At 57.9% G+C, this 21,146-nt stretch carries 23 protein-coding genes; 17 read left to right on the top strand and 6 right to left on the bottom strand.

The window, feature by feature from the left end:
• Positions 1–250: 250 nt before the first annotated feature.
• Both Q0562_RS03505 and Q0562_RS03500 read right to left on the bottom strand, forming a co-directional pair.
• Complete coding sequence (locus tag Q0562_RS03505; protein ID WP_298641227.1) at positions 251–1,549, bottom strand: PilT/PilU family type 4a pilus ATPase; 1,299 nt, start codon at positions 1,547–1,549, stop codon at positions 251–253.
• Between the two features lie 17 nt (positions 1,550–1,566).
• Positions 1,567–2,637 carry a type IV pilus twitching motility protein PilT gene (locus Q0562_RS03500; protein WP_298641224.1) on the bottom strand — a complete coding sequence of 357 codons (1,071 nt, stop codon included), beginning with the start codon at positions 2,635–2,637 and terminating at the stop codon, positions 1,567–1,569.
• Between the two features lie 158 nt (positions 2,638–2,795).
• Between Q0562_RS03500 and proC the strand changes: the two genes are divergently transcribed.
• The 5 genes from proC to Q0562_RS03475 are packed head-to-tail and all read left to right on the top strand — an operon-like array spanning position 2,796 to position 6,588.
• Positions 2,796–3,638, top strand: coding sequence for a pyrroline-5-carboxylate reductase (proC, locus tag Q0562_RS03495; RefSeq protein ID WP_298641221.1), 843 nt, complete (start codon positions 2,796–2,798; stop codon positions 3,636–3,638).
• 5 nt (positions 3,639–3,643) lie between these two features.
• Entirely contained in the window at positions 3,644–4,174 is a 531-nt protein-coding gene (locus Q0562_RS03490; protein WP_298641218.1) for a YggT family protein, read from the top strand.
• Between the two features lies 1 nt (position 4,175).
• Positions 4,176–4,472: a DUF167 family protein gene (locus tag Q0562_RS03485; RefSeq protein ID WP_298641215.1), complete on the top strand. Its 297-nt coding sequence runs from the start codon at positions 4,176–4,178 to the stop codon at positions 4,470–4,472.
• A gap of 4 nt (positions 4,473–4,476) precedes the next feature.
• A complete protein-coding gene (gene mnmG / locus Q0562_RS03480) occupies positions 4,477–6,330 on the top strand; it encodes a tRNA uridine-5-carboxymethylaminomethyl(34) synthesis enzyme MnmG (protein WP_298641212.1) in 1,854 nt (617 codons plus the stop codon).
• A 9-nt stretch (positions 6,331–6,339) separates the two neighbouring features.
• Positions 6,340–6,588 carry a hypothetical protein gene (locus tag Q0562_RS03475; RefSeq protein ID WP_298641208.1) on the top strand — a complete coding sequence of 83 codons (249 nt, stop codon included), beginning with the start codon at positions 6,340–6,342 and terminating at the stop codon, positions 6,586–6,588.
• Positions 6,589–6,875: 287 nt separating this feature from the next.
• Here the strand turns inward: Q0562_RS03475 and Q0562_RS03470 are convergent, their stop codons facing one another.
• Together Q0562_RS03470 and pyrB are read right to left on the bottom strand one after the other, a co-directional pair.
• Positions 6,876–7,214 (bottom strand): P-II family nitrogen regulator, encoded by a 339-nt coding sequence (locus Q0562_RS03470; RefSeq protein WP_298641205.1) that lies wholly within the window; start codon positions 7,212–7,214, stop codon positions 6,876–6,878.
• A 9-nt stretch (positions 7,215–7,223) separates the two neighbouring features.
• Complete coding sequence (pyrB, locus tag Q0562_RS03465; RefSeq protein ID WP_298641203.1) at positions 7,224–8,270, bottom strand: aspartate carbamoyltransferase; 1,047 nt, start codon at positions 8,268–8,270, stop codon at positions 7,224–7,226.
• A gap of 192 nt (positions 8,271–8,462) precedes the next feature.
• Here pyrB and dtd point away from each other — a divergent pair, with 192 nt between their 5' ends.
• The 4 genes from dtd to Q0562_RS03445 all read left to right on the top strand — a co-directional run bounded on the left by dtd (position 8,463) and on the right by Q0562_RS03445 (position 11,554).
• Positions 8,463–8,900, top strand: coding sequence for a D-aminoacyl-tRNA deacylase (gene dtd / locus Q0562_RS03460; protein WP_298641200.1), 438 nt, complete (start codon positions 8,463–8,465; stop codon positions 8,898–8,900).
• Between the two features lie 398 nt (positions 8,901–9,298).
• Positions 9,299–9,469, top strand: a complete 171-nt coding sequence (locus Q0562_RS03455) for a hypothetical protein (RefSeq protein WP_298641198.1) — start codon at positions 9,299–9,301, stop codon at positions 9,467–9,469.
• 66 nt (positions 9,470–9,535) lie between these two features.
• Positions 9,536–10,033, top strand: a complete 498-nt coding sequence (locus Q0562_RS03450; RefSeq protein WP_298641195.1) for a glycine zipper 2TM domain-containing protein — start codon at positions 9,536–9,538, stop codon at positions 10,031–10,033.
• A gap of 351 nt (positions 10,034–10,384) precedes the next feature.
• Positions 10,385–11,554 (top strand): tetratricopeptide repeat protein, encoded by a 1,170-nt coding sequence (locus Q0562_RS03445; RefSeq protein WP_298641192.1) that lies wholly within the window; start codon positions 10,385–10,387, stop codon positions 11,552–11,554.
• Positions 11,555–11,565: 11 nt separating this feature from the next.
• On the opposite strand, the gene Q0562_RS03440 is transcribed toward Q0562_RS03445, so the two are convergent.
• Positions 11,566–12,288 carry a hypothetical protein gene (locus Q0562_RS03440; RefSeq protein ID WP_298641189.1) on the bottom strand — a complete coding sequence of 241 codons (723 nt, stop codon included), beginning with the start codon at positions 12,286–12,288 and terminating at the stop codon, positions 11,566–11,568.
• Between the two features lie 53 nt (positions 12,289–12,341).
• Positions 12,342–14,204 carry a fructose-specific PTS transporter subunit EIIC gene (locus Q0562_RS03435; protein WP_298641187.1) on the bottom strand — a complete coding sequence of 621 codons (1,863 nt, stop codon included), beginning with the start codon at positions 14,202–14,204 and terminating at the stop codon, positions 12,342–12,344.
• 266 nt (positions 14,205–14,470) lie between these two features.
• Here Q0562_RS03435 and Q0562_RS03430 point away from each other — a divergent pair, with 266 nt between their 5' ends.
• The 8 genes from Q0562_RS03430 (at position 14,471) to Q0562_RS03395 (ending at position 21,118) form a co-directional block, all read left to right on the top strand.
• A complete protein-coding gene (locus tag Q0562_RS03430) occupies positions 14,471–15,304 on the top strand; it encodes a factor H binding protein domain-containing protein (protein WP_298641183.1) in 834 nt (277 codons plus the stop codon).
• A gap of 272 nt (positions 15,305–15,576) precedes the next feature.
• Positions 15,577–16,539, top strand: a complete 963-nt coding sequence (locus tag Q0562_RS03425; protein ID WP_298641180.1) for a hypothetical protein — start codon at positions 15,577–15,579, stop codon at positions 16,537–16,539.
• On the top strand, positions 16,532–17,581 hold the full coding sequence (locus Q0562_RS03420; RefSeq protein ID WP_298641178.1) for a DNA cytosine methyltransferase: 1,050 nt from the start codon (positions 16,532–16,534) through the stop codon (positions 17,579–17,581). The genes Q0562_RS03425 and Q0562_RS03420 overlap by 8 nt, the downstream gene beginning before the upstream one ends.
• A gap of 5 nt (positions 17,582–17,586) precedes the next feature.
• Positions 17,587–18,159 (top strand): hypothetical protein, encoded by a 573-nt coding sequence (locus Q0562_RS03415; RefSeq protein WP_298641175.1) that lies wholly within the window; start codon positions 17,587–17,589, stop codon positions 18,157–18,159.
• 1 nt (position 18,160) lies between these two features.
• Complete coding sequence (locus Q0562_RS03410; protein WP_366144691.1) at positions 18,161–18,778, top strand: TerD family protein; 618 nt, start codon at positions 18,161–18,163, stop codon at positions 18,776–18,778.
• 188 nt (positions 18,779–18,966) lie between these two features.
• The gene (locus tag Q0562_RS03405) at positions 18,967–19,236 is read left to right on the top strand and encodes a DUF1778 domain-containing protein (RefSeq protein WP_298641173.1); all 270 of its coding nucleotides are present in this window, start codon (positions 18,967–18,969) and stop codon (positions 19,234–19,236) included.
• A gap of 39 nt (positions 19,237–19,275) precedes the next feature.
• Complete coding sequence (locus Q0562_RS03400) at positions 19,276–19,755, top strand: GNAT family N-acetyltransferase (protein ID WP_366144686.1); 480 nt, start codon at positions 19,276–19,278, stop codon at positions 19,753–19,755.
• Between the two features lie 766 nt (positions 19,756–20,521).
• Positions 20,522–21,118, top strand: a complete 597-nt coding sequence (locus tag Q0562_RS03395; RefSeq protein WP_298641169.1) for a recombinase family protein — start codon at positions 20,522–20,524, stop codon at positions 21,116–21,118.
• Positions 21,119–21,146: the final 28 nt, after the last annotated feature.

The following is a 21,146-nucleotide window of genomic DNA, read 5'->3' as shown; positions in this document are numbered from 1 at the left end:
TTTGTACGCGACAAATTTTTTGTCCGTGGTCAAAGCGGTGTGTACTGATGCTTCATCAAGCGGCGCGGTTGCCGGGTTTTGTTGCTATCGCGATGTGTCCGACCTTTTCTCGCTGCGCGAGTTCTTTCAAGTCCCCAAACCCCTCCCCCAATAGGGAGAACTTTTATCCCGCTTGGCGGGCGGCGGGATTATAAACGGCGAAGGCAGGCGTTGCCGCCTGCCTTGTCCGTGTTGCGCCGTGGTGTGTGGCTCAGAGTTTGCCTTCGCGTTTGAGGCGCTCGCGTTCTTCGCGGTCTTTGCGCATGAGTTCGCGCGAGAGCGCGTCGTCGCTCTTGACCGAAAAGATTTCGCCGCGCGATTGCATTTCCGGCGGCAGGCGGCGGTTCGACTGCGCGCGCAGGCGGATGCGGAAGTTGTTTTCGGATTCGACGTAGTTGATGGCGTCCTGGAAGGAGATGACGCCGGATTCGTACAACTCGAAGATGCTGTGGTCGAAGCTGAAGACGCCTTCCGCCGGGTTGCCGCGTTCCATCGCTTCCGGGATGGAGCCGAGGTCGCCTTCGGAGATGAGGTGGCTGATGTACGGGGTGTTCATCATCATTTCCATCGCCACAATCCGTCCCGGGCGGTCGGATCTGGGCAGGAGGCGCTGCGAGATGAGGCAGTGCAGGTTTTCCGCGAGTTCCGGCTGGATTTGGTGCCGCTGTTCGCGCGGGAAGAAGTTGTAGATACGCTCCAAGCCTTGCACGGAGTTGGTGGCGTGCAGGGTGGCGAGGCACAGGTGCCCGGTTTCGGCAAAGTGCATCGCGTATTGCATGGTGTCGATGTCGCGGATTTCCCCGATGAGGATGACGTCCGGCGCCTGACGCAGCGAGTTTTTCAGGGCCATGCCGTAGGAGGCGGTGTCAATGCCGACTTCGCGCTGGATGACCACGGATTTTTTCGGCTTGTGCACGAATTCGATCGGGTCTTCGACGGTGATGATGTGGTTGTGCGAGTTTTCGTTGCGGTGGTCGATCATCGAGGCGAGGGTGGTCGATTTACCGTTACCGGTCGCTCCGATGACGATAACGAGCCCGCGCTTGACCATCGAGATTTTTTTCAGGATGTCCGGCACCGGCAGTTCGAGGTCGTCCAGTTTCGGGATGGTGGCCGGGATGAGACGCAGCACGAGACCGGGGACGTTTTTTTGCAGATAGACGTTAACCCGCAGATAGGTGACGTTCGGCACTTCCACCATCATGTTGAGTTCGTGCGTACGCAGGAATTCGTTGTAGGCTTCGGGGCGGGCGATGACTTCGATAAGGTTGTAAACGTCGCCTTCTTCCATGAATTTTTTGGTGTAGTTGAGCTGACCGTCAATCTTGATACTGATGTAGTTCTCGGTGTTGATGAAGATATCCGAGGCATTCTTTTCGGCGGCGTGTGCCACCAGCTTGTCGAACATCGGCCGCAGGTCTTCGCGCGGCATGCTGGTTTTTTTCTGCGCAATGTCGCTCCGGCTGATCGGCGTGAGGATGGTGGGGGAATCGAGGGATACGGCTTCCATGGGGCAACTCCGTCGGTTTATCCGTGGGTGAAGAGGGTTTTGTCGTGCGCTTTGGCGGCAGCGGTCTGTCTGTCGATCATGCCTTGAGCGACAAGGCGTTGCAGGGACTGGTCAAGGGTTTGCATGCCGTATTGCGCGCCGGTCTGGATGGCGGAATAGATTTGGGCGATTTTGTCTTCGCGGATGAGGTTTTTCACCGCCGAGGTGGCGACGAGGATTTCGTGCGCCGCGACCCGGCCACCGGCGATTTTTTTCAACAGGGTCTGGGCGATGACTGCACGCAGCGATTCGGAGAGCATCGAGCGCACCAGTTGTTTTTCTTCGCCGGGGAAGACGTCGATAATCCGGTCGATGGTTTTTGCAGCGGAGGAAGTGTGCAGGGTGCCGAATACCAAGTGTCCGGTTTCCGAGGCAGTCAGTGCCAGGCGGATGGTCTCAAGGTCACGCAACTCGCCGACGAGGATGATGTCCGGGTCTTCCCGCAGCGCCGCGCGCAAGGCGTTGTTGAAGCTCTTGGTGTCGCGGTGCACTTCGCGCTGGTTGACCAGGCATTTTTTCGATTCGTGCACGAATTCGATCGGGTCTTCAATGGTGAGAATGTGTTCGTGACGGTTCTCGTTGATATGGTTAAGCATCGCGGCAAGCGTGGTGGATTTACCGGAACCGGTCGGCCCGGTAACCAGTACCAGTCCGCGCGGCACGTCGATAATATCCACAAATTTTTCCGGCGCTTTCAGGTCTTCCAGCGACAGCACGCGACTGGGGATGACCCGGAAAACCACGGCGAGGCCGCGGTTCTGGTTGAACACGTTGACCCGGAAGCGCGCAATCCCTTTGACTTCTGTGGAAAAGTCCGCTTCCCAGTTTTCTTCGAAATCCTTGACCTGGGTATCGGTCATGATCGAGTAAATCATGTCGCGCAGCTGCTGGCGGTCAAGCGGCGGCAGGTTGAGGCGCTTGATGTCGCCATCCACGCGGATCATCGGCGGCAGTTCGGAGCTGAGGTGCAAGTCGGACGCCTTCTGCTTGTCGGTAAAACGCAGCAGGTCGTCCAGCTTGGCTTCATTCTTTTCTTTTTCAACATTCATGACAACATCCTTTTCCAATTCTTAAAAAATATCAAGGTGCATATATTACCGCAAATCCGTGTAAAACCAAGCCAAACTTCCGCCCGCGCGGGACAATCATGATAAGATTCGCGCCGCTACGCCCCTTCCGACCGGAACAAACATTACAGGATACACACATGGCCACAACCATCGGATTCCTCGGTGCCGGCCACCTCGGTGCCGCCATCATCAGCGGTATGCTTGCCGACGGTGCCAACGGCTTCAGCCCCAAACACATCCACGCCACCTGCAAAAGCGCCGCCAGCGCCGCTTACCTCAAACAGGCGCACGGCATCAACGCCCACACCGACAACCGCTGCCTCGTCGCCGACAGCGACTACATCATCCTCGGCGTCAAACCGGCGCAGATGAAAGACGTGCTGGACGAACTCGCTGCCTGCAACCTCGACGACAAAATCCTCATCACCCTCGCCGCCGGCATCCGCATCGAGCACTACCGCCGCATCCTCGGCGAGGATGCCGTCATCATCCGCGCCATGCCGAACGTCGCCGCCTCGCGCCAGGCCTCGCTCACCGGTATATACAGCGATGACGACCTCGCCCCGGAAGAAGAAGACCTCATCAATACCATCTTCACCGCTATCGGCGAAACCGCCTGGCTGGACGACGAAACCCAGATTGACGGCATCACCGCGCTCTCCGGCAGCGGCATCGCCTATTTCTTCCGCCTCATGCAGGCGATGCTGGACGCGGGCGAACGCTACGGCTTCGAGCGCGACGAACTCTACGACATCATCACCTGGACCGCCGTCGGCGCGGGCACCCTTGCGCTTGATAATGACCGCACCCCGCCCGAATTTGCCGACTACTGCCAAAAAATCGCCGTACCGGGCGGCACCACCGAAGCGGCGCTGGCCGTCTTCGACCGCGCCAACCTCGACGCCATCGTGGACGACGCCATGAGCGCCGTCGCCGCCCGCAGCCGCGCCATTGCCGACGAACTCACCAAAGACTGGTAACACCCATGCCGCAAATCATCCTCTTCATCAGCAAGCTCATCATCGCCCTCTTCCTCATCCGCTTCCATGCCAACCTCTACCGCCTCGGCTTCAACCCGCTGGCGCAGCAGTTGAACCGCTACACCGACCCGCTGGTACTGCCCTTCCGCAGACTCCTGCCGCCCTCGCGCTACGACCTCGGCGCGCTCGCCGTTGCCGGCATCATCGCCCTGGCCATCTCCCTCATCTTCACCGCCGCCATCCACGCCTCCTTCGGCGTCTTCATCGCTCTCTGCCTCGTGCTCATCATCACCACCTGGCTGAACACCATCTTCTACGCCATCCTCATCATCGTCATCGGCTCCTGGCTGCAAACCGACCCGCGCCAGCCGGTGATGCAAATCGCCCTCGCCTGCGCCGACTGGCTGCTGGCACCCTTGCGCCGCATCATCCCGCCCGTCGGCATGCTCGACTTCACCCCGATGGCGGCGCTCTTCATCCTCTACCTCGCGCAAAGCGGCATCAACCGCCTGCTGCTCGGCGGCATCAGCGGCTGACATGAGCGACGCCGCACACTGGCAGGCAGACACCCTCATCCTCGCCGTGAAAATCACCGCCCGCGCCAGCCGCGACCAATACCAGGGCATTCACGACGGCCGCCACAAAATCGCCATCACCACCGCCCCCGAAGATGGCAAAGCCAACGCCCACCTCTGCCGCTGGCTGGCCGGCCAGTTCGGCGTCGCCAAACGCGCGGTGAACGTGCAAAGCGGCGAACGCAGCCCGCTGAAAATCCTCGCCATCACCGCGCCGCAAAAACTCCCCGCCGCCTGGCAACTACCCGCCCGACCCTGAACACATGCAATCCCCCTACACCTACCAAGTCCTCGTCATCGGCGGCGGACACGCCGGCGTCGAAGCCGCCTGCGCCGCCGCCCGCATGGGCGTCCGCACCCTGCTCCTCACCCACAACATCGAAACCATCGGGCAAATGAGCTGCAACCCCGCCATTGGCGGCATCGGCAAAGGCCATCTCGTCAAAGAAATCGACGCATTGGGCGGCATCATGGCACGCGCCGCCGACCGAGCCGGTATCCAGTGGCGCATCCTCAACCGCCGCAAAGGTCCCGCCGTGCGCGCCACCCGCGCCCAGACCGACCGCAACCTCTACAAAAGCGCCGTGCGCGAAATGGTTGAGAACCAGCCCAACCTCGACATCTTCCAGGCGGCTGTTACCGACCTCATCATCGAGAACGGGCGCATATGCGGCGTGCGCACCCAACAACAAATTGACTACCGCGCCGAAACCACCATCCTCACCACCGGCACCTTCCTCGGCGGCAAAATCCATATCGGTCTGAACCACTTCCCCGGTGGCCGTGCCGGCGACCCGCCCGCGAACGAACTCGCTGCCCGCCTGCATGACCTGCCGTTTCACCTCGCGCGCATGAAAACCGGCACTCCGCCGCGCCTTGATGCGCGCACCGTCGATTACAGCCGCATGGAAGTCCAGCCCGGCGATACCCCCGTGCCCGTCTTTTCCTACCTCGGCAGTGCCAGCGAACACCCGCGCCAGGTCAACTGCCACATCACCCGCACCAACGAACGCACCCACGACATCATCCGCGCCTACATCGACCAGGCGCCGATGTACGCCGGTGTCATCAAAGACGCCTACGGCCCGCGCTACTGCCCGTCCATCGAAGACAAAATTATGCGCTTCGCCGATAAAACCAGCCACCAAATCTTCATCGAACCCGAAAGCCTGACCACCGGCGAACTCTACCCGAACGGCGTCTCCACCAGCCTGCCATTTGAGGCGCAAATTGCCTACATCAACAGCATCGCCGGCCTCGAACACGCGCGCATCACCCGCCCCGGCTACGCTATCGAATACGACTTCTTCGACCCGCAAGACCTTGACCACACCCTCGAAAGCCGCCACATCGAAAACCTCTACCTCGCCGGACAAATCAACGGCACCACCGGCTACGAAGAAGCGGGCGCACAAGGCCTGCTCGCCGGCATCAACGCCGCCCTGCGCGTGCAAAACCGCGCCCCCTGGTACCCCGAACGCGAAGAAGCCTACCTCGGCGTCCTTATCGACGACCTCATCACCCAGGGCACGCGCGAACCCTACCGCATGTTCACCAGCCGCGCCGAACACCGCCTGCTCCTGCGCGAAGACAACGCCGATGCCCGCCTCACCCCCACCGGCTACCGCCTCGGCTGCGTGGACGAGCACCGCTACCACCACTATCGCCGCAAAGAAGAAGCCGTTGCCCGCGAACAAGATCGCCTGCGCCACACCCACATCAGTCCGGAACACCTCGCGGGCATCAGCCAGAAAACCAGCGCCGCCGAACTGCTGAAACGCCCCGAATACAGCTACGCCCAGCTCGCCGCCCTGCCCGGTTTCGACGCGCCGCCGCTGGATGACGCCGTCATCGAACAAATCGACATCGCCGCCAAATACGCGGGCTACATCGAACGCCAGCAACACGAAGTCGAAAAACTCAAGAACAACCGCGCCCACAAACTGCCGCGCCCCTGCGACTACCGCGCCATCCACGGCCTCTCGGCAGAAGTCGCGGAAAAACTGGACAAAATCCAGCCGGAAAACCTCGACCAGGCGGCGCGCATCCCCGGCGTTACCCCGGCGGCGCTGTCCATCCTCCTCATCCACCTGAAAAAACACCCGCAGCCTACATAAGGAACCCCCATGGCCATCAACGCGATCAAAGAACTCATCTTCGGCAACAGCGCGCCCGTGCTCCACTGGCAAAAGCTGAAAAGCCGCAACAACAAGCACACCCCCGAACTCTACCGCACCCCCGTGCCGGGCGGCTGGCTCATCAGCCAGAGCGAAACCGGCGGCCTGGTGTACATCCCCGACCCCGATCACGAATGGGACGGCCACTCGCTGAATACGGATAGCTATCTGAACGAAGGGGACGGCACGGAAAACTGACTGCCTGCGGCAGCTTGAAGACGCAGTTGTCCCGCCCGGTGCGGGCAAAAACCGCCCATAAAAAACCGCGTCGGAGCGCGGTTTTTTTCGGGCGAAGGCGGTTATGCCCCAAGAAATACAGTCGTTTCAAACAGAAACGATACGGTGTTGGCTCGCCCCGCCGTACTGTCTTCGGTTCGCCGCCTTGTCTCCTCCCTGTTTGAAACGGCTATAAAGCAATGTGCGCAGGGCGGGCTCCCGCCATCCGTATGGTTTCGGCGGGCGACCGCCCTGCGGCAGGATATTTATTACAGCGCCTCGTCGTCCAGTTCGCCGGTGCGGATGCGTACCACCCGTTCCAGCGTGGTGACAAAAATTTTACCGTCGCCGATTTTGCCGGAGTTCGCGGTGTCGCGAATGGTCTCCACCACCTGTTCGGCGAGGTCGTCGCCAACCGCGATTTCCAGTTTCAGCTTCGGCAGGAAGTCGATGACGTATTCCGCGCCGCGATAGAGTTCGGTGTGTCCCTTCTGCCGCCCGAAGCCCTTGACCTCGGTGACGGTGATGCCCTGCACACCGATGTCGGACAGCGCCTCGCGCACGTCGTCGAGTTTGAACGGCTTGATGATGGCGGTGATCATCTTCATCGGCACACCTCAGTCGAATTGATAAAAATCGGCATCGCCGTCGCTGTACCGGCGCGGGCGGTAGCCCTGCCATTTGTGGAAATGGCGGTCGATGTCCTTGTGCACATCCAGCACCAGCGCAAACATCGCCATGCGCACCGGCACCCCGTTATCCGCCTGACGGAAGATGGCGAGATTCGGCAGCGTATCGAGGTCGGGGGCGAGATCGAACGCGCCCGGGCGGCTGTCGCGCGGCAGCGGGTGCATGATGACGATGTCTTTCGCCGCGTATTGCGTGATGGCGGCGCGGTTGATGCGGAAATCCTCACCGTAGCCTTCCATGTCTTCGCCGCCTTCGATGCGCTCGCGCTGGATGCGGGTGGCATAAACCACGTCCGCGCCGGGCAGGCCGCTGGCGATGCTTTCAAACTCGCGCACATGGTGTCCGGCCGCTTTCAGGCTGTCGAGCAGCGCCTGCGGCGCGGCGAAGGCTTGCGGCGCGACGAAGTGGAAAGTGATGTTGCGGAAGAGGCGCAGCAGGCGGCAGAGCGACTGGATGGTGCGGCCGTGTTTCAGGTCGCCGACGAGGGTGATGGTCATGCCGTCAATGCTTTTGCCGAGGCGGGCAAACTCGCGGTTGATGGTGTAGTAGTCCAAGAGCGCCTGGCTGGGGTGCTCGCCGGTGCCGTCGCCGGCATTGATGACCGGCACCCGCAGCCCTTTGGCGAATTGCGCGACCGAGCCCGTTTCCGGATGGCGCATGACGATGGCGTCGGCATAGCCGCTGATGACGCGGGCAGTGTCGTGCAGCGACTCGCCCTTGGAAATGGAGGAAAAAGTGAAACCGGTGGTATCGCAGACGCGGCCGCCCAGGCGGGAAAACGCGGTGTGGAAGCTGATGCGGGTGCGGGTGCTCGCTTCAAAAAACAGATTCGCCATTACGGCACCTTCGAGCACATTGCAGCGGTACTCGCGGCGGGCGACGGGCTCAAGCGTCTGCGCGACGGCGAGCAGCATTTCGAGGTCGGGGCGGGTGAACTGATCAATCGAGAGGATGTGGCGACCGGCAAAGGACATGGTTTTGGCTCCGTGGGAATTTGCCGCATTATATTCCCGTCATGTTTCAACACACAGAACAACATAATAAAGCGTTGCCCTATATGTTGCCCTGAAATGGAAGAGGTCTTGCCTCTCCCCTTTAAACCTTCTGCCATAAATGACAGGATTTCGACTAAAAAGGAAATTCTGATGAACATCCGGAGAGAATGAATGATCGCCCTGATACAGCGCGTGCGCGAGGCATCCGTAACGGTGGACGGCGCGGGCGTTGCCGCCATCGGCCCCGGCCTGCTGGCTCTCATCGGCATTGAGAAAGCCGACACCGCCGCCCACGCCGCCCGCCTGCAACAAAAACTGCTCAACTACCGCGTCTTCCCCGACGCCGACGGCAAAATGAACCTGAACGTGATGGAGGCGGCGGGCGAAGTGCTGCTCGTCTCGCAATTCACCCTCGCCGCCAACACCACGAAAGGCAACCGCCCCGGCTTCGACCCGGCAATGCCGCCTGAGGCGGCAGAGACCATGTTTGCCCGCTTCTGCGCCGATGTGCAGCGGGCATACCCGCGCGTACAAAGCGGCATCTTCGGCGCGCACATGCAGGTGGCGCTGATCAACGACGGCCCGGTCACGTTCTGGTTGCAAGTGTAAAAAGCGGCAAAACCAAGGCCTGCTGACGAGTAATATCCAATCCATATCAAATGGTTATGGAAGAAAGATTGATACTGACCGATGCCAATGGGCAAAAATGGAGCCCCTGTGCACAGGGAAAGTCGGTGCTCGCGGGCCAACCGCCGATAACCGCATGTTTATCAAAACCGTGCTGTGGATGATGCCCGCACCGGCAGCCCGTGGCGGGATTTGCCCCAAGAATCTGGCAAATGGCACAGCGTGTTGCAGCGCTACCGCCGCCGGATTGATCCTTTTCCGCCAGCATCTATCCGGCGCGGCCATTATCGCCTAGCAGTGATGCCAACGGACCCTGCGGCGGCCAGAGCGCCGTCGCCATCGGCCTCTCCACCGTCAGCAAAAACGGACGCGCCGAAGCCGTGCGCGATTACCTCGTGCGCGGCGGCATTGCCGCCGGCCGCATCCGCACCGCCGGCCTCGGCAGCGCGCACCCGCTCAGTGCCTGCCGCGACGACCTGCCGCGCGCAGAACTGATCCCCTGCCTGCAACCCGACCGCCGCGTGGAAATCGGCGTGGGCGCGGGTGAATAAGCCGTATGCCGCGCCCGGGCAAAACAGCGTAGGATAAACACGACCCCCCAACCACAGAGAACAGCCATGAACAGCAAACAAACCTTCCTCGCCGCCGTCCTCGCCCTTGCCCTCGGCGGCTGCGGCATCAGCCACGGCGACCGCATGAATTACGCCAACGTCAACGCCATCCAGCGCAACGTGACGACCGAAGCGCAAATCCGCGCCATGTTCGGCGAGCCCGTATCCGTGCAAATCAACCAGAAGGCGGGCATCAAGAAGCTGGTTTATGCCTACCGCAATGACGACAGCATCAAGAAAGGTGCGGCGGGCATCGGCGGCGCCATCCTCGGCGGCGTGCTGGGGCACCAGATCGGCGGCGGCAGCGGCCAGGCGATTGCCACCTCGGTCGGCGCGGCCGCAGGCGGCCTCCTCGGCGACAACGCCGTAACCGCCCGCCGGGAATCGCAAATGCTGGAAGTGGAAATCTCGCTCGCGACAGGCCGCGTCAGCGACTACAACTACACCGAAGAAAAAGGCCGCACGCAAAGCTGGGGCATCAGCGGCGGCGTCGCGCCCTTGTAATACCGGGGCCAAAGGGTGGCTTCAGCCCGCCGGAACCGGCTTGCAAACATCGTGTTGTTTCCCGGAATTGGCATAAAAGATCCTCCCCAGGCGGGAGGATTTTTAATAGTTAAACATCTAAAAAATCGTAACGGCGTTGCGTTGCCTTGCCGTACTACTTGTACTGTCTGCGGCGACGCGCCTTGTTACGCTTTTTTATCTATTCAACTATATAGTTGACCCTCTCGTACGCGACCCAAAAACCGCCCGGCAATCGCGCCGCCTGACGAAGCCTCGTCATGCGCCGCCCGGCGGGCAGCAAATTTTGTCATGCACGAAACCCTTCAACCATACCGACAGCAAGGAGTCATCATGGATCCCATCCGGCAAGCCTTCGGGCAACTCATCGCCGCCCACGACGGCGCACTGCGCCAACAGCTGCAACACGCCGCCACCGCCTGCGCACGGCAGGACTACGCGCCCGCCCACGCCCTGCTCGCGCCGCTGGCCGCAGCGGGCGAGGCCGGGGCGCAATTCATCCTCGGTGCTTTTTATCTCTGCGCGCACGGCGTGGTGCAGGACACGGACAAAGCCGCCGCTTACTGGCAGCAGGCGGCGGCACAGGGCATGGCGGCGGCGCAAACGGCGCTCGCCGCGCTGCATGCCGCGCAGGGGCGGCCGGAAGAGGCGCGCACGCGCTTCGCCCAGGCGGCGGCGCAGGGCGGTACATACGCGGCGGCGGCGCAGCAGATGCTCGGCACCCATCCTGCCGCAGCGGTGCGGCGCGCCATCTGCCTCTTGCAGGAAGGGGACGCGGACGGTGCCCGGCGCAAGCTGGAAGGGCTGGCGCGCGAGGGCAACGGCGAGGCCGTCCGCTATCTTGCCGTCATGTTCCAGCGCGGCATCGGCGTGGCGCAAAGCCATGTGATTGCCCGCGAATGGTGGGAGGTCGCGCTGGCGCTGGGGCGTGATGCCGTTGCCCTGTACGCGCTGGGCGAGCTGTATTGCAACGGCGACGGCGTCGGGCGTGACTACGAACAGGCCCGCCGTTATTGGGAAGAAGCCGCCGCCCTGGGCAGCGCCGACGCGCAGCGCGGTCTGGGCATCCTCTACCGCGACGGGTACGGCGTGGCGCAGGATGCCGCCCGGGCGCGGGCATGGCTGGAACAGGCGGCGGCGCAGGGGCTGGCGGCGGCGCAATACGAACTCGGCGCGCTGTGTCAGGCGGGGCTGGGTGGCGCGGAAGACAGCGCCGCCGCGCGGCACTGGTGGGAACGGGCGGCGTTGCAGGGCAATGCCGAAGCGCAATGCGCGCTCGGCACCCTGTTCATGCGGCAGCAGGCATTTGTCCGGGCGCGCGCATGGTTGCAGCAGGCGGCGGCACAGGGCGATGCCCACGGGCAATATCTGCTGGGGCTCAGCTATATCTTTGCCGATGACGCCGCCGCACACCTCGACGACATCCACACCCTGTGGCACCGTGCCGCCGCGCAGGGGCACGAAGGCGCGCAGAAAGCGTTGCAGCGGCTGCACGGCGGATAAAGCGGGGGCAATCAGCCCGCTTCCGGCGGTGTGGCGGTTTTCGGGGTAATCGGCGTTTGCGGCGCTTCGGCACCGGCGCAGTCGGCGGCGTCGATGTCGTATTGCATGATGGGGTTGCCGTGTTCGTCCTGGTAATCAAGCCGGATGCTGCGGATTTTTTTCTTCGCCCACAGGGTCGCGAGCGGTTCTTGTGCGCAGAGGTAGGGCAGGCTGCCTTTGTGGTAGGCGGTTTGCAGCGCCGCCATGTCGTGTCCCGCCTTGAAGGCGGCGGCGTCTTCCACGCCCTTGATGACGGCGGTGAAGGTGAAGGTGTTGTCGCTGAGGCGGACGCTGCGGAAGCTGCTGTCGGCGATGTCGTAGGGCAGGAGGCTTTCGAGGTACGGCAGGGCTTCGGCGGCAGTTTTGAAGGTGGGCGGGGCAGCGGGCGCAGTGTCGGTTTTGTTGTCGCCGGCAGCGGCGTTTTCTGCTTTGGAGGCGGGTTTATCGCTTGTGGCAGCGGCATTTTCTGCTTTGGCGGCGGGTTTGTCGCTTGCGGTAGCGGCGTTTTCCACTTTGGCGGCAGGTGTGTCGCTTGCGGCAGCGGTATTCTCCGCTTTAGTGGCAGGTTTGTCGCTTGCGGCAGCGGTATTCTCCGCTTTGGTGGCGGGCGTGTTGTCCGCTTTGGGTGTCGTGGGTTGGTCGCAGGCGGTGAGGAGGCAGGCGAAGGCGGTGAGAAGCAGGCAGGTGTTTTTCATGGAGTTTCCAGGCGGGGTAGGGCAGGGCGATGGGCCGCCCTGCGGTTGGTGATTTAGGCGGTAAGGCGTTTTTTGAAGAGGCCGAGGCAGATGGTGCTGATGGCGGTGCCGGCGAGGATGGCGACGGCGTAGGGCAGGACGTGATCAACCGCGTTCGGGATGAAAAGGACGAACACGCCGCCGTGCGGGGCGTGCAGGCCGCAGCCGAAGGCGACACTGAGCGCGCCCGTGACCGCCGAGCCGATGACCAGCGCGGGGATGACGCGCAGCGGGTCTTTCGCGGCAAAGGGGATCGCGCCTTCGGTGATGAAGGACAGGCCAAGGATGCCGGCGGCTTTGCCGGCTTCGCGTTCTTCGACGGTGAAGCGGTTTTTGCAAAGTAGCGTCGCGCAGCAGATGGCGAGCGGCGGGGTCATGCCCGCTGCCATCGTCGCCGCCATCGGGAAGAAGATGTTGCTGCCGATGAGGGCGGTGGAGACGGTGTAGGCGGCTTTGTTCACCGGGCCGCCCATGTCGAGCGCCATCATGCCGCCGAGCAGGCCACCGAGGAGGAAGGCGGCGAAGCCTTTGGCATCCTGCTGGGTTTTCAGCCAGGCGGTGAGCGCTTCCATCAGGCTGCCAACGGGTTTGCCGATGACGTAATACATCAGCAGGGCGACCACGGCGGTGCCGAGGAGCGGCAGGATGATCATCGGTTTCAGGCTTTCCAGTTCGCGCGGCAGTTTGATGATTTTCGCAAGGAAGGCGATGAGGTAGCCGGCCATGAAGCCCGCCAGTATCGCGCCCAAGAAGCCGGCGCCAATCTGGTTGGCAATCAGCGCACCGACCATACCCGGTGCAATGCCGGGGCGCCCGGCGATGGAATAGGCGATGTAGCCGCCGAGCACGGGGATGAAGAGCTCGAACGCCGCCTTGCCCGCCCAGAAGAGGTTGGCGGCGAAGGTGCCTTTGTAAGCGTCTTCGTAGATGAAGATGCCTTTTTCGCCGAACTGGAAGGAGGCGAAGGCGAAGCCGAGGGCGATGAGCAGACCGCCCGCAACGACGAAGGGCAGCATATAGGAGACGCCGGTCATCAGGTGTTTGTACACACCGCTGCGTTCGGGCTTCGCTTCGCCTACGCTGGCGGCAGTGGATTCGGCGGCGAAAACGGGGGCCTCACGGAGCGCGGTGTTGATGACTTTGGCGGCGTCGGCGATGGCGGCTTTGGTGCTGGTGCGGTAGAGGCGTTTGCCGGCGAAGCGGGCGGGATTGACATTGGTATCGGCGGCGATGATGACGACATCGGCGCGGGCAATATCCTCCGCCGTGAGCACGTTTGCCGCGCCGACGCTGCCCTGCGTTTCGATTTTGACGGCGTGGCCGAGGGCGCGCGCGCCTGCTTCCAGCGCTTCCTGCGCCATATAAGTGTGGGCGACGCCGGTCGGGCAGGAAGTAACGCCGATGATGAATGTGCCGCTCGCGGGCGCGGCAGCGGCGGGGGCGGCGTCTGATGCGACGGCAGACAGCGTTGCGCGGATGTCGTCGGGATCGGTGGTTTTGGCGAGCCGCGCCGCGACGTCTTCGTCGCCGACGACGGTGCTGAGGCGTTTCAGTACGCCGAGGTGTTCGTTGTCGCCGGCGGCGATGCCGACGACGAGATAGGCGGGTTCGCCGTCTTCCCAATCGACGCCGCCCGGCACTTGCAGCACGGCGATGGCGGTTTCCTTGATGAGATCGCGGCTTTGCGGTGTGCCGTGCGGGATGGCGACGCCGTTGCCGAGATAAGTGTTTTCCTGCGCCTCGCGCGCGAGCATGCCCTCCACATAGGCGGGCTCGACTTTGCCGTTCGCGGCAAGCAGCGCCGCGACCTGGCGGATGGCGTCCGTTTTGTCTTTCGGCGTGGCACCGAGACGGATGAGGGCGTTGGTTAATTGCATGGGAGCTCCTGTGGTAGGGATGGATGCTGCCGCGCGCGGCGGCTTGTTTATTATGCAAATTTTTTGCGCGGGCGGCGGCGAAAAAACCGCCCCGCCCCTTTCCCGCAGACAAAAACAGGCGGCAACAAAAAAACACCACTGCCTGCGGGCAGGCGCGCCAGGCCGACAACCACGTGGTTTTGCCCGCTTGCACAAACCCTTGATTGCAAAAAAAAAGAAAAAAATAAAATGTTTGCCGGAATCCACACACCCGCGAGGTAAACACCATGCAAAAAACCGCACTCAACCTGGCCGCCCTCATCAGCGCCGCCCTGCTCACCGCCTGCGGCGGCAGCTCGGACGAAGCCGCCGCCAACGCTCTCGTCCCTACACAAGCCGACACTAACGTCCTTGTCCCTGCGCCCGTACCGCCCGACGCTGCCGAAACCGCTGCCTTTAATGCCGACAAGCAGAAGAGAGAAAGGATCTATCAGGTTGGCAATACCCCGTTTACTCCTTACAGCATCAGCGTCAATGGTCACACCATCTACAGCCAGACCGGCAGCCGCAGCAATCCAATAGGGGTAATTGACTTCCGCAGCCTGCCGCCCGGCTTCGCTACCTACAACGGCACCTATACCGAAGATTCAGGCAGCGCGACGGTCAAGGTGCGCAGCTATCAGGGCTTCCGCAGCGGTATCCTGCTTACTTATAACGACGGTAACGAATTCGTAAACGTTTCATCCTACGGCGTAGATACCCCATCCGTTGGCATTCCTGCAGCGGGCAAGGCAACATACACCGGCACCGCTTTCGACCATAACGAACGCGGCAGCCTCACCTATAACGTCAATTTTGCTGCAAAAACCGGACAAGGGCGCATTGACGGTCTCAACAAATACGGCAGTATCACCCTAGCCGAGGGCGAATTTACCCAAAACAGACAATCGAATGGCGGCACCACCAACGGGATTGTCGGCAAGGCATCCGCCGCTGCCGGCGACCGCTTTGACTATGGCGTGATATTTTTCGGCAACCACGCCGAAGAAATCACCGGATACGCCGTGAATGAATACAAAGGCATCGGCCTGCACGGCACACGTGGCGCGATTACCGAATAACCCGCCGCCGCTATCAACAACCAACAAAACCCGCCCCGCGCGGGCTTTCTTGCGCAAGGCCGGACACAAACCGCCAAACGGCACCAAAACGCGGCGCAGGATGGAACGTTGCGGGCAACGTCTCTACAGATAGAACTACAATTAATTGGAATCATAATGACACGCAAGAAGTATATACATGGGGTCAAAAACTTGCTGCCAGATGGATAAGTGATTATCAAAAATTCCAAAAAAATAATAAAAAAGAGCGGATAAAACTTCAGATTCACAATTTGCCTCAAGAATTGAAAGTAACACAGAGTGAACAAGAAGCTATATCTGAGATAGTATGCAGTATGAGTCCTAAAATTCAGAATGATACACAACTGCAAGAAGAGGTCATTCACAAACTGACATCTGCTTGGATTCATGCACCAAGTCAAGTAATAATCAAGTCATTATGGGAAAGAGTAAAAAACACAGATGATGAGAATGAATTTTTAAGAATTATAGATGAAATAAACAAATATTTAGTTCCTGAATCAATGTCGCTATCTGTTATTGTTGCCAAACGGATTTTTGCTCTAACAAAATTAGAAGAATTAGCTAAAACAGGAACTGAGCCACAGTTACAAAATCTTCTTGAACAGTTCCCTTGGATTCTTGGATCTGACAAAGGTAAGGTATTTGCTAATCAACAAATGAAAACTATTGTCAGAAAGGCAGCACTAGATGATGAACTACAGGCGCATGGTTTAACCAAAGAACATCTCAAAGAGTACCACCCTGATTCTGACACACGACCTGATTTTACAATATTTTCGGATACAAATAATAAAACTATTATTATTATAGAATTAAAAAGCCCTCTTGTTGAGTTAGAAAGAACGCATTACAACCAACTAATTACTTATAAAGGGTGGTTCCAAGATTATTACCCAGATGCAGATGTTTGTTGTTATTTAATTGGAAAAAATGCAAAAGAATGGCAAATGAAGAATACAGACAAGCAAATTAATATCCTTTCTTGGCAGGATATTTGTATTCGGTCTCGAAAAGATTATATAGAGCTACTCTCATCTATGCTATATGGGGTATCTGAATTTTATGATGATGTAAGAATTCAAAAAGCAATAGAATTTGGGGGACCTGAGTCTTTAGAGTTACTGAAAAGAATGTCTGACTCGAAACCAGAATTAAAGGAATTATTCGAAAGAATAGAAAGAAAATCAAAAAAGGATTCTAAAAATGCTTAGTGCAATTGATTTATTTGCAGGTGGAGGCGGATTATCTGAAGGCTTAAAACAGGCAGGTTTCAAAATATGTTCTGCCATAGAAAATAATGCACATGCTGCGGAAACATTTCGAGCAAATCATAAAAATACTTATGTTTTTGAAAGTGATATTAGACATATATCCGCTACAGAGTTATTAAAAAGAAGTAATCTCTCAAAGGGAGAATTAGATCTTTTAGTAGGGTGTCCTCCTTGCCAAGGTTTTTCTGCATTAACACATAAATATAAACGAACAGATGAGCGTAATAGTTTGATTTCTGAAGTAAGTAGGCTTATTGCAGATATTTGCCCTAAAGCAATTATGATAGAAAATGTTCCGGGATTAATGCATAAAGGCAAGCCATATTTGGAAAAATTTATTTTTGACATTAAAAAACTTGGGTATGTTGTGAATTTTGATGTTTTACAAGTCGCTGACTATGGTGTACCTCAAGATAGGAAACGTTTTGTGTTACTTGCGGGGCGAGGATTCGAAATTAAGATACCTCAAGCGACACATTCTCGTTTGGGAATAAATGGCAAAAAACCATGGAATACCGTTAAGAGTGCTTTAGAAAATTTAGCACCACCTATTTCACTCAAACACACACATGAGTGTGGAGGGCCTCAACGATTCAATTGGAATGTTATTAGAGATTTGGCTGATATAAACTTAGAGCGCTTAAAGTATCTGAAGCCTGGAGGTTCCCAATTTGATATTCCCGATGAATTAAGACCAAAATGTCACAAAGGAAATAAAGGGTTTTCTAATGTGTATGGTAGAATGGACTTTGATACGGTGTCTCCTACTATTACAGGTGGTTGTACTGTTTTGAGTAAAGGAAGATTTGGACACCCCGTTGAATTAAGAACTATTTCTGTCAGAGAAGCGGCTAGATTGCAAACATTTCCTGATTCTTTTCAATTTGCTTCCGATTCGATAGATCAGGTATGCAAAATTATAGGAAATGCTTTGCCTTGTGAATTTGCAAGGGTTATGAGTGAGGCTTGTAAGGCTGTTTGACTTGTATGCATGTCGCTGTTGTCGATCAGTTCGCCGAAAACCCACAGCCGGGCAGCAGCATCGGCAGCCTCCGGGGCAATGTATTGGTCGCTAGCGAGCCGACAGGTGATGATTGGCCGACCGGCGGAGGCGCGGCTGACAAATTCGGTATCCAGCATGGTCAGACTGAAGAGACCCAAGCGACCGAGCGCCCGGACACGCTCGAAGCGCTGCACTTCGAGAAAGCGCTGTCCGCCATGCTCAAGGATGACCGTTTGCGCGGCATAGATGCCGCTATGACGAGCTCATCTGCGGCAGCGGGATTTCCTCCAGTCGTTGAGTGCGGAAGAAATCCAACGGTTTTGGACGGAATTCCGGGTGGGCTTACTGCCCGTCGGCGACCAGTGGCTTTGCACCTGCATGATGATGCAGATCGGCAGCACCTCCTGGCGCGTGGCGACAGCGAAGAACGCGCGGTGTCCAAAGCGCGGTTCACGTTGGGGCAGTTAGGACTCAAGCATCGCCGCCTGGTGCAGCGTTTATTGGCAGCCCGGGCCTCCCGGGCTGAAATCCTGCAACAGTTGATGCAACGATCCTGACCTGACTGACACCCAACCGGGAGTTGATATAAGCCAAACCCTCATCCCCGGAGGCAACGCCGCCCTCAACAGCCACAACATCGTCATCCGCGTACGCAGCGGGGCGGACATTGATGTGGCCGCCTACCGCCTTGCCGGTAACGGCAAGGTACGTGGCGACAGTGACATGATCTTCTACGGCCAGACGCAGTGCGATGACGACAGTGTGTCCTACAGCGGCCACGAGCGCGAATCGACGCTGGCCGTCAACCTGGCGGCACAACCGGCGGTGATCGAGCGCATCGCTATTGCCTTCTCGGCGGCGCTGCCGTTGGCGCAGCTCGGCAGCTTGACGCTCTCGGTCAAGGCCGACGGACAAACCCAACTGCAATGTCCGGTCGACGGTAGTGGCCGCCGCGAAACCGCGCCGATCCTTGGCGAGTGCTACCGCCGCAACGGGGTGTGGAAATTCCGCTTTGTCGGCCAGGGTTTCAACGGTGGCCTCAAACCGCTGTCCGAACACTACGGCGTGGAGATTGCCGATGATGCCGCCGTAGCGCCGGCATTCAGCGAGGATGGAACCGCTGAGGTTGCGGGTGATGAGGGGGAGGTAGGATTTCATGCAGGCATGATAGCTTAGGTCGTTCGGCATTATAGGACACGTCTGTTTGTATGTGCATTGCACATACAAGAAGATTGGATTACAATCTTCCCAAGTTAAGTTCATCCCGAAGAACGTTTAACCTGGAAGGAATCGAAGAGAATACTTTTGGTGCGCCTTTCTTTATGTAGTCTTTTGTAGTCTTTTGTTTTAATGAGGTCTGATAGATGTCCAGCAATATAACAATGCGTATTGATGTTAATGCATTACAGCGTATTGACCAGGCTGCTCGCATGAGTGGGAAAAACCGGACGCAATTCATCCTGGAAGAAGCCCTGCGCAAGGCAGATGAGCTTCTTCCGGATTTTGATGCCGTCCATTATGAGCTGTCATCTGTTGACTACCAAGCCGTATTAACCATTTTGGAAGAGACTCCGGATGAGAATAAAAGAAATAAATTATTGGAACCGAAGGGGCTACCTTGGAATAAGAGTTGAACCTGCCCTGAGAGACAGAAAAAAATCAAGGGGGATACAATGATATTGTTTGCCCCCCAACCATTGCAGGAACAGCATCACCACGAGAATTTTGATTGTGGTAACGAAAAAATGAATCTCTGGTTGCAGCACTATGCCCTGAGAAACCAAACTTGCGGTGCCAGCAGGGTTTTTGTCTGCGTGGATGAAATGCAGCACATCCAGGGATATTACGCACTGGCGGCTGCGGAGATTCTGCATAAAGACACGCCCGGAAATCTCAAGCGCAATATGCCTAATCCGATTCCGGCTGTCGTCCTGGGTCGTTTGGCTGTCAATTTGACAGCTACCCGGCAAGGGCTTGGACGCGGGCTGTTACGTGATGCGTTTCTGCGGGCACAGCAGGCGGCCGAACACATCGGGATTCGTGCCATGGTAGTGCATGCCATTAATGACGAAGCGAAGGCTTTCTACATGCAATACGGTTTCCGGGAAAGCCCGATACATCCCCTGACACTGATTACCCCATTGTCTGCATGACAGCACTCACGCGTCTGTCATGTCATCAGGATCTTCCTCTTCTTCGTCATCGACGAAGACGTAGGTCTGTTGTGCATCGTCCCAGCGGTAATCACCATCACCGCCTCATAGCGAAAATTGGTAATCAGAAGCCCTTCTGCAAACATTTCTGATCCCACTCGGCCGCTGTTACGTATCGTGTACTGCCCGGTGTCTCGCCCAGAAATTCTTCGGCAAAATCAAGCACGGGCTTTGCCCCTGGATAATGGCTGGACAAGGTTTCTATGAAGGTGAACCGTTAGACCCACACCGTCTTGAAGATGTAATTACACTCCGCGTGGTCCAGAGGGAAATATTCAAGTTTGGACGGCTTCCCCAGTTACTCAAACACCAGCTGTACCAGTCAATAGGCCCTTGAGCTTGTGGCAGAGATAGAAACGCACGGCGACGCTACCCAATCTTCCTACCGATATCTCAAGTGAAGGATGCTACTGTTTCAAGTGCGGTATCGGAAAATTCCCCTCACAGTGCAAGAAACTTCTCATGTATCTCAAGCAGTACAGTCGTCGGCACGTATGAAATTTGCCAAGGTTGCAACGAGAAAGATCTGTCAGTGCTTGATCCTTTGCAATGCGGAGAGTCGCCAAGAAGGTGCAACCTTCGGTAACCCGAAGCGCTGTCCGCCAAACGACCGTTTGCCGGACAAGGCAAATGTGTCCGGTAAATGCGCCTTTACGACGTTTGTCGGACACATTAGAATAACGGACAGTTGACGGACAAAAGGAGGATGGTTGTGAGCACGATGATCGGGTATGCACGAGTCTCAACTGCTGATCAGAATTTACATCTGCAAGAAGATGCCCTGAAGAAGGCGGGGTGTTACCGCATTTTTTCCGATGTGGTGAGTGGTGCAAAAGACAAACGGCCGGGGCTGGATGACGCACTCGCCTTCCTGCGAGAAGGCGACACCCTCGTGGTATGGAAGATAGACCGACTCGGTCGCTCCACCGCGCATCTGATTCAGATCATCGAAGATTTACGCCAACGAGGCATAGCCTTCCATTCGCTCACAGACGCCAACTTCGACACCCGCACTTCTGAAGGTAAGCTGATTTTCCACATTTTTGCGATATTGGCCGACTATGAACGCAGCAGAATCCGGGAACGCACCATCGCCGGATTGGCTGCAGCCAAGGCAAGAGGACGCAAGGGTGGCAGACAGCCGGTCATGACGCTGGCAAAACTGGAAAAGGCGAAGCAGCTGATGGCGAAGGGGTTGAAAGTCAGGGAAGCCGCCGCCGCAATCAAAGTCGGTAAAACCGCTTTATATGAGGCACTGCGAAAGGAAGAAAAAACACTTGACAAATTGGCGCAGACCACTTGATTTCCCTATCGCTAGCAGTCGTTAATCA

Source organism: uncultured Cardiobacterium sp. (assembly GCF_938028825.1).
Lineage (GTDB): Bacteria > Pseudomonadota > Gammaproteobacteria > Cardiobacteriales > Cardiobacteriaceae > Cardiobacterium.
Note: the sequence above shows the minus strand (reverse complement) of the source record. Positions and strands in the feature narration are given on the sequence as shown.

What these genes read in the sequence shown, in the direction of transcription:
- Q0562_RS03505 (WP_298641227.1), bottom strand. Translation starts at nt 1,549, where the DNA reads ATGGAAGCCGTATCCCTCGATTCCCCCACCATCCTCACGCCGATCAGC.
- Q0562_RS03500 (WP_298641224.1), bottom strand. Translation starts at nt 2,637, where the DNA reads ATGAATGTTGAAAAAGAAAAGAATGAAGCCAAGCTGGACGACCTGCTG.
- proC (WP_298641221.1), top strand. Translation starts at nt 2,796, where the DNA reads ATGGCCACAACCATCGGATTCCTCGGTGCCGGCCACCTCGGTGCCGCC.
- Q0562_RS03490 (WP_298641218.1), top strand. Translation starts at nt 3,644, where the DNA reads ATGCCGCAAATCATCCTCTTCATCAGCAAGCTCATCATCGCCCTCTTC.
- Q0562_RS03485 (WP_298641215.1), top strand. Translation starts at nt 4,176, where the DNA reads ATGAGCGACGCCGCACACTGGCAGGCAGACACCCTCATCCTCGCCGTG.
- mnmG (WP_298641212.1), top strand. Translation starts at nt 4,477, where the DNA reads ATGCAATCCCCCTACACCTACCAAGTCCTCGTCATCGGCGGCGGACAC.
- Q0562_RS03475 (WP_298641208.1), top strand. Translation starts at nt 6,340, where the DNA reads ATGGCCATCAACGCGATCAAAGAACTCATCTTCGGCAACAGCGCGCCC.
- Q0562_RS03470 (WP_298641205.1), bottom strand. Translation starts at nt 7,214, where the DNA reads ATGAAGATGATCACCGCCATCATCAAGCCGTTCAAACTCGACGACGTG.
- pyrB (WP_298641203.1), bottom strand. Translation starts at nt 8,270, where the DNA reads ATGTCCTTTGCCGGTCGCCACATCCTCTCGATTGATCAGTTCACCCGC.
- dtd (WP_298641200.1), top strand. Translation starts at nt 8,463, where the DNA reads ATGATCGCCCTGATACAGCGCGTGCGCGAGGCATCCGTAACGGTGGAC.
- Q0562_RS03450 (WP_298641195.1), top strand. Translation starts at nt 9,536, where the DNA reads ATGAACAGCAAACAAACCTTCCTCGCCGCCGTCCTCGCCCTTGCCCTC.
- Q0562_RS03445 (WP_298641192.1), top strand. Translation starts at nt 10,385, where the DNA reads ATGGATCCCATCCGGCAAGCCTTCGGGCAACTCATCGCCGCCCACGAC.
- Q0562_RS03440 (WP_298641189.1), bottom strand. Translation starts at nt 12,288, where the DNA reads ATGAAAAACACCTGCCTGCTTCTCACCGCCTTCGCCTGCCTCCTCACC.
- Q0562_RS03435 (WP_298641187.1), bottom strand. Translation starts at nt 14,204, where the DNA reads ATGCAATTAACCAACGCCCTCATCCGTCTCGGTGCCACGCCGAAAGAC.
- Q0562_RS03430 (WP_298641183.1), top strand. Translation starts at nt 14,471, where the DNA reads ATGCAAAAAACCGCACTCAACCTGGCCGCCCTCATCAGCGCCGCCCTG.
- Q0562_RS03420 (WP_298641178.1), top strand. Translation starts at nt 16,532, where the DNA reads ATGCTTAGTGCAATTGATTTATTTGCAGGTGGAGGCGGATTATCTGAA.
- Q0562_RS03415 (WP_298641175.1), top strand. Translation starts at nt 17,587, where the DNA reads ATGCATGTCGCTGTTGTCGATCAGTTCGCCGAAAACCCACAGCCGGGC.
- Q0562_RS03405 (WP_298641173.1), top strand. Translation starts at nt 18,967, where the DNA reads ATGTCCAGCAATATAACAATGCGTATTGATGTTAATGCATTACAGCGT.
- Q0562_RS03400 (WP_366144686.1), top strand. Translation starts at nt 19,276, where the DNA reads ATGATATTGTTTGCCCCCCAACCATTGCAGGAACAGCATCACCACGAG.
- Q0562_RS03395 (WP_298641169.1), top strand. Translation starts at nt 20,522, where the DNA reads ATGGTTGTGAGCACGATGATCGGGTATGCACGAGTCTCAACTGCTGAT.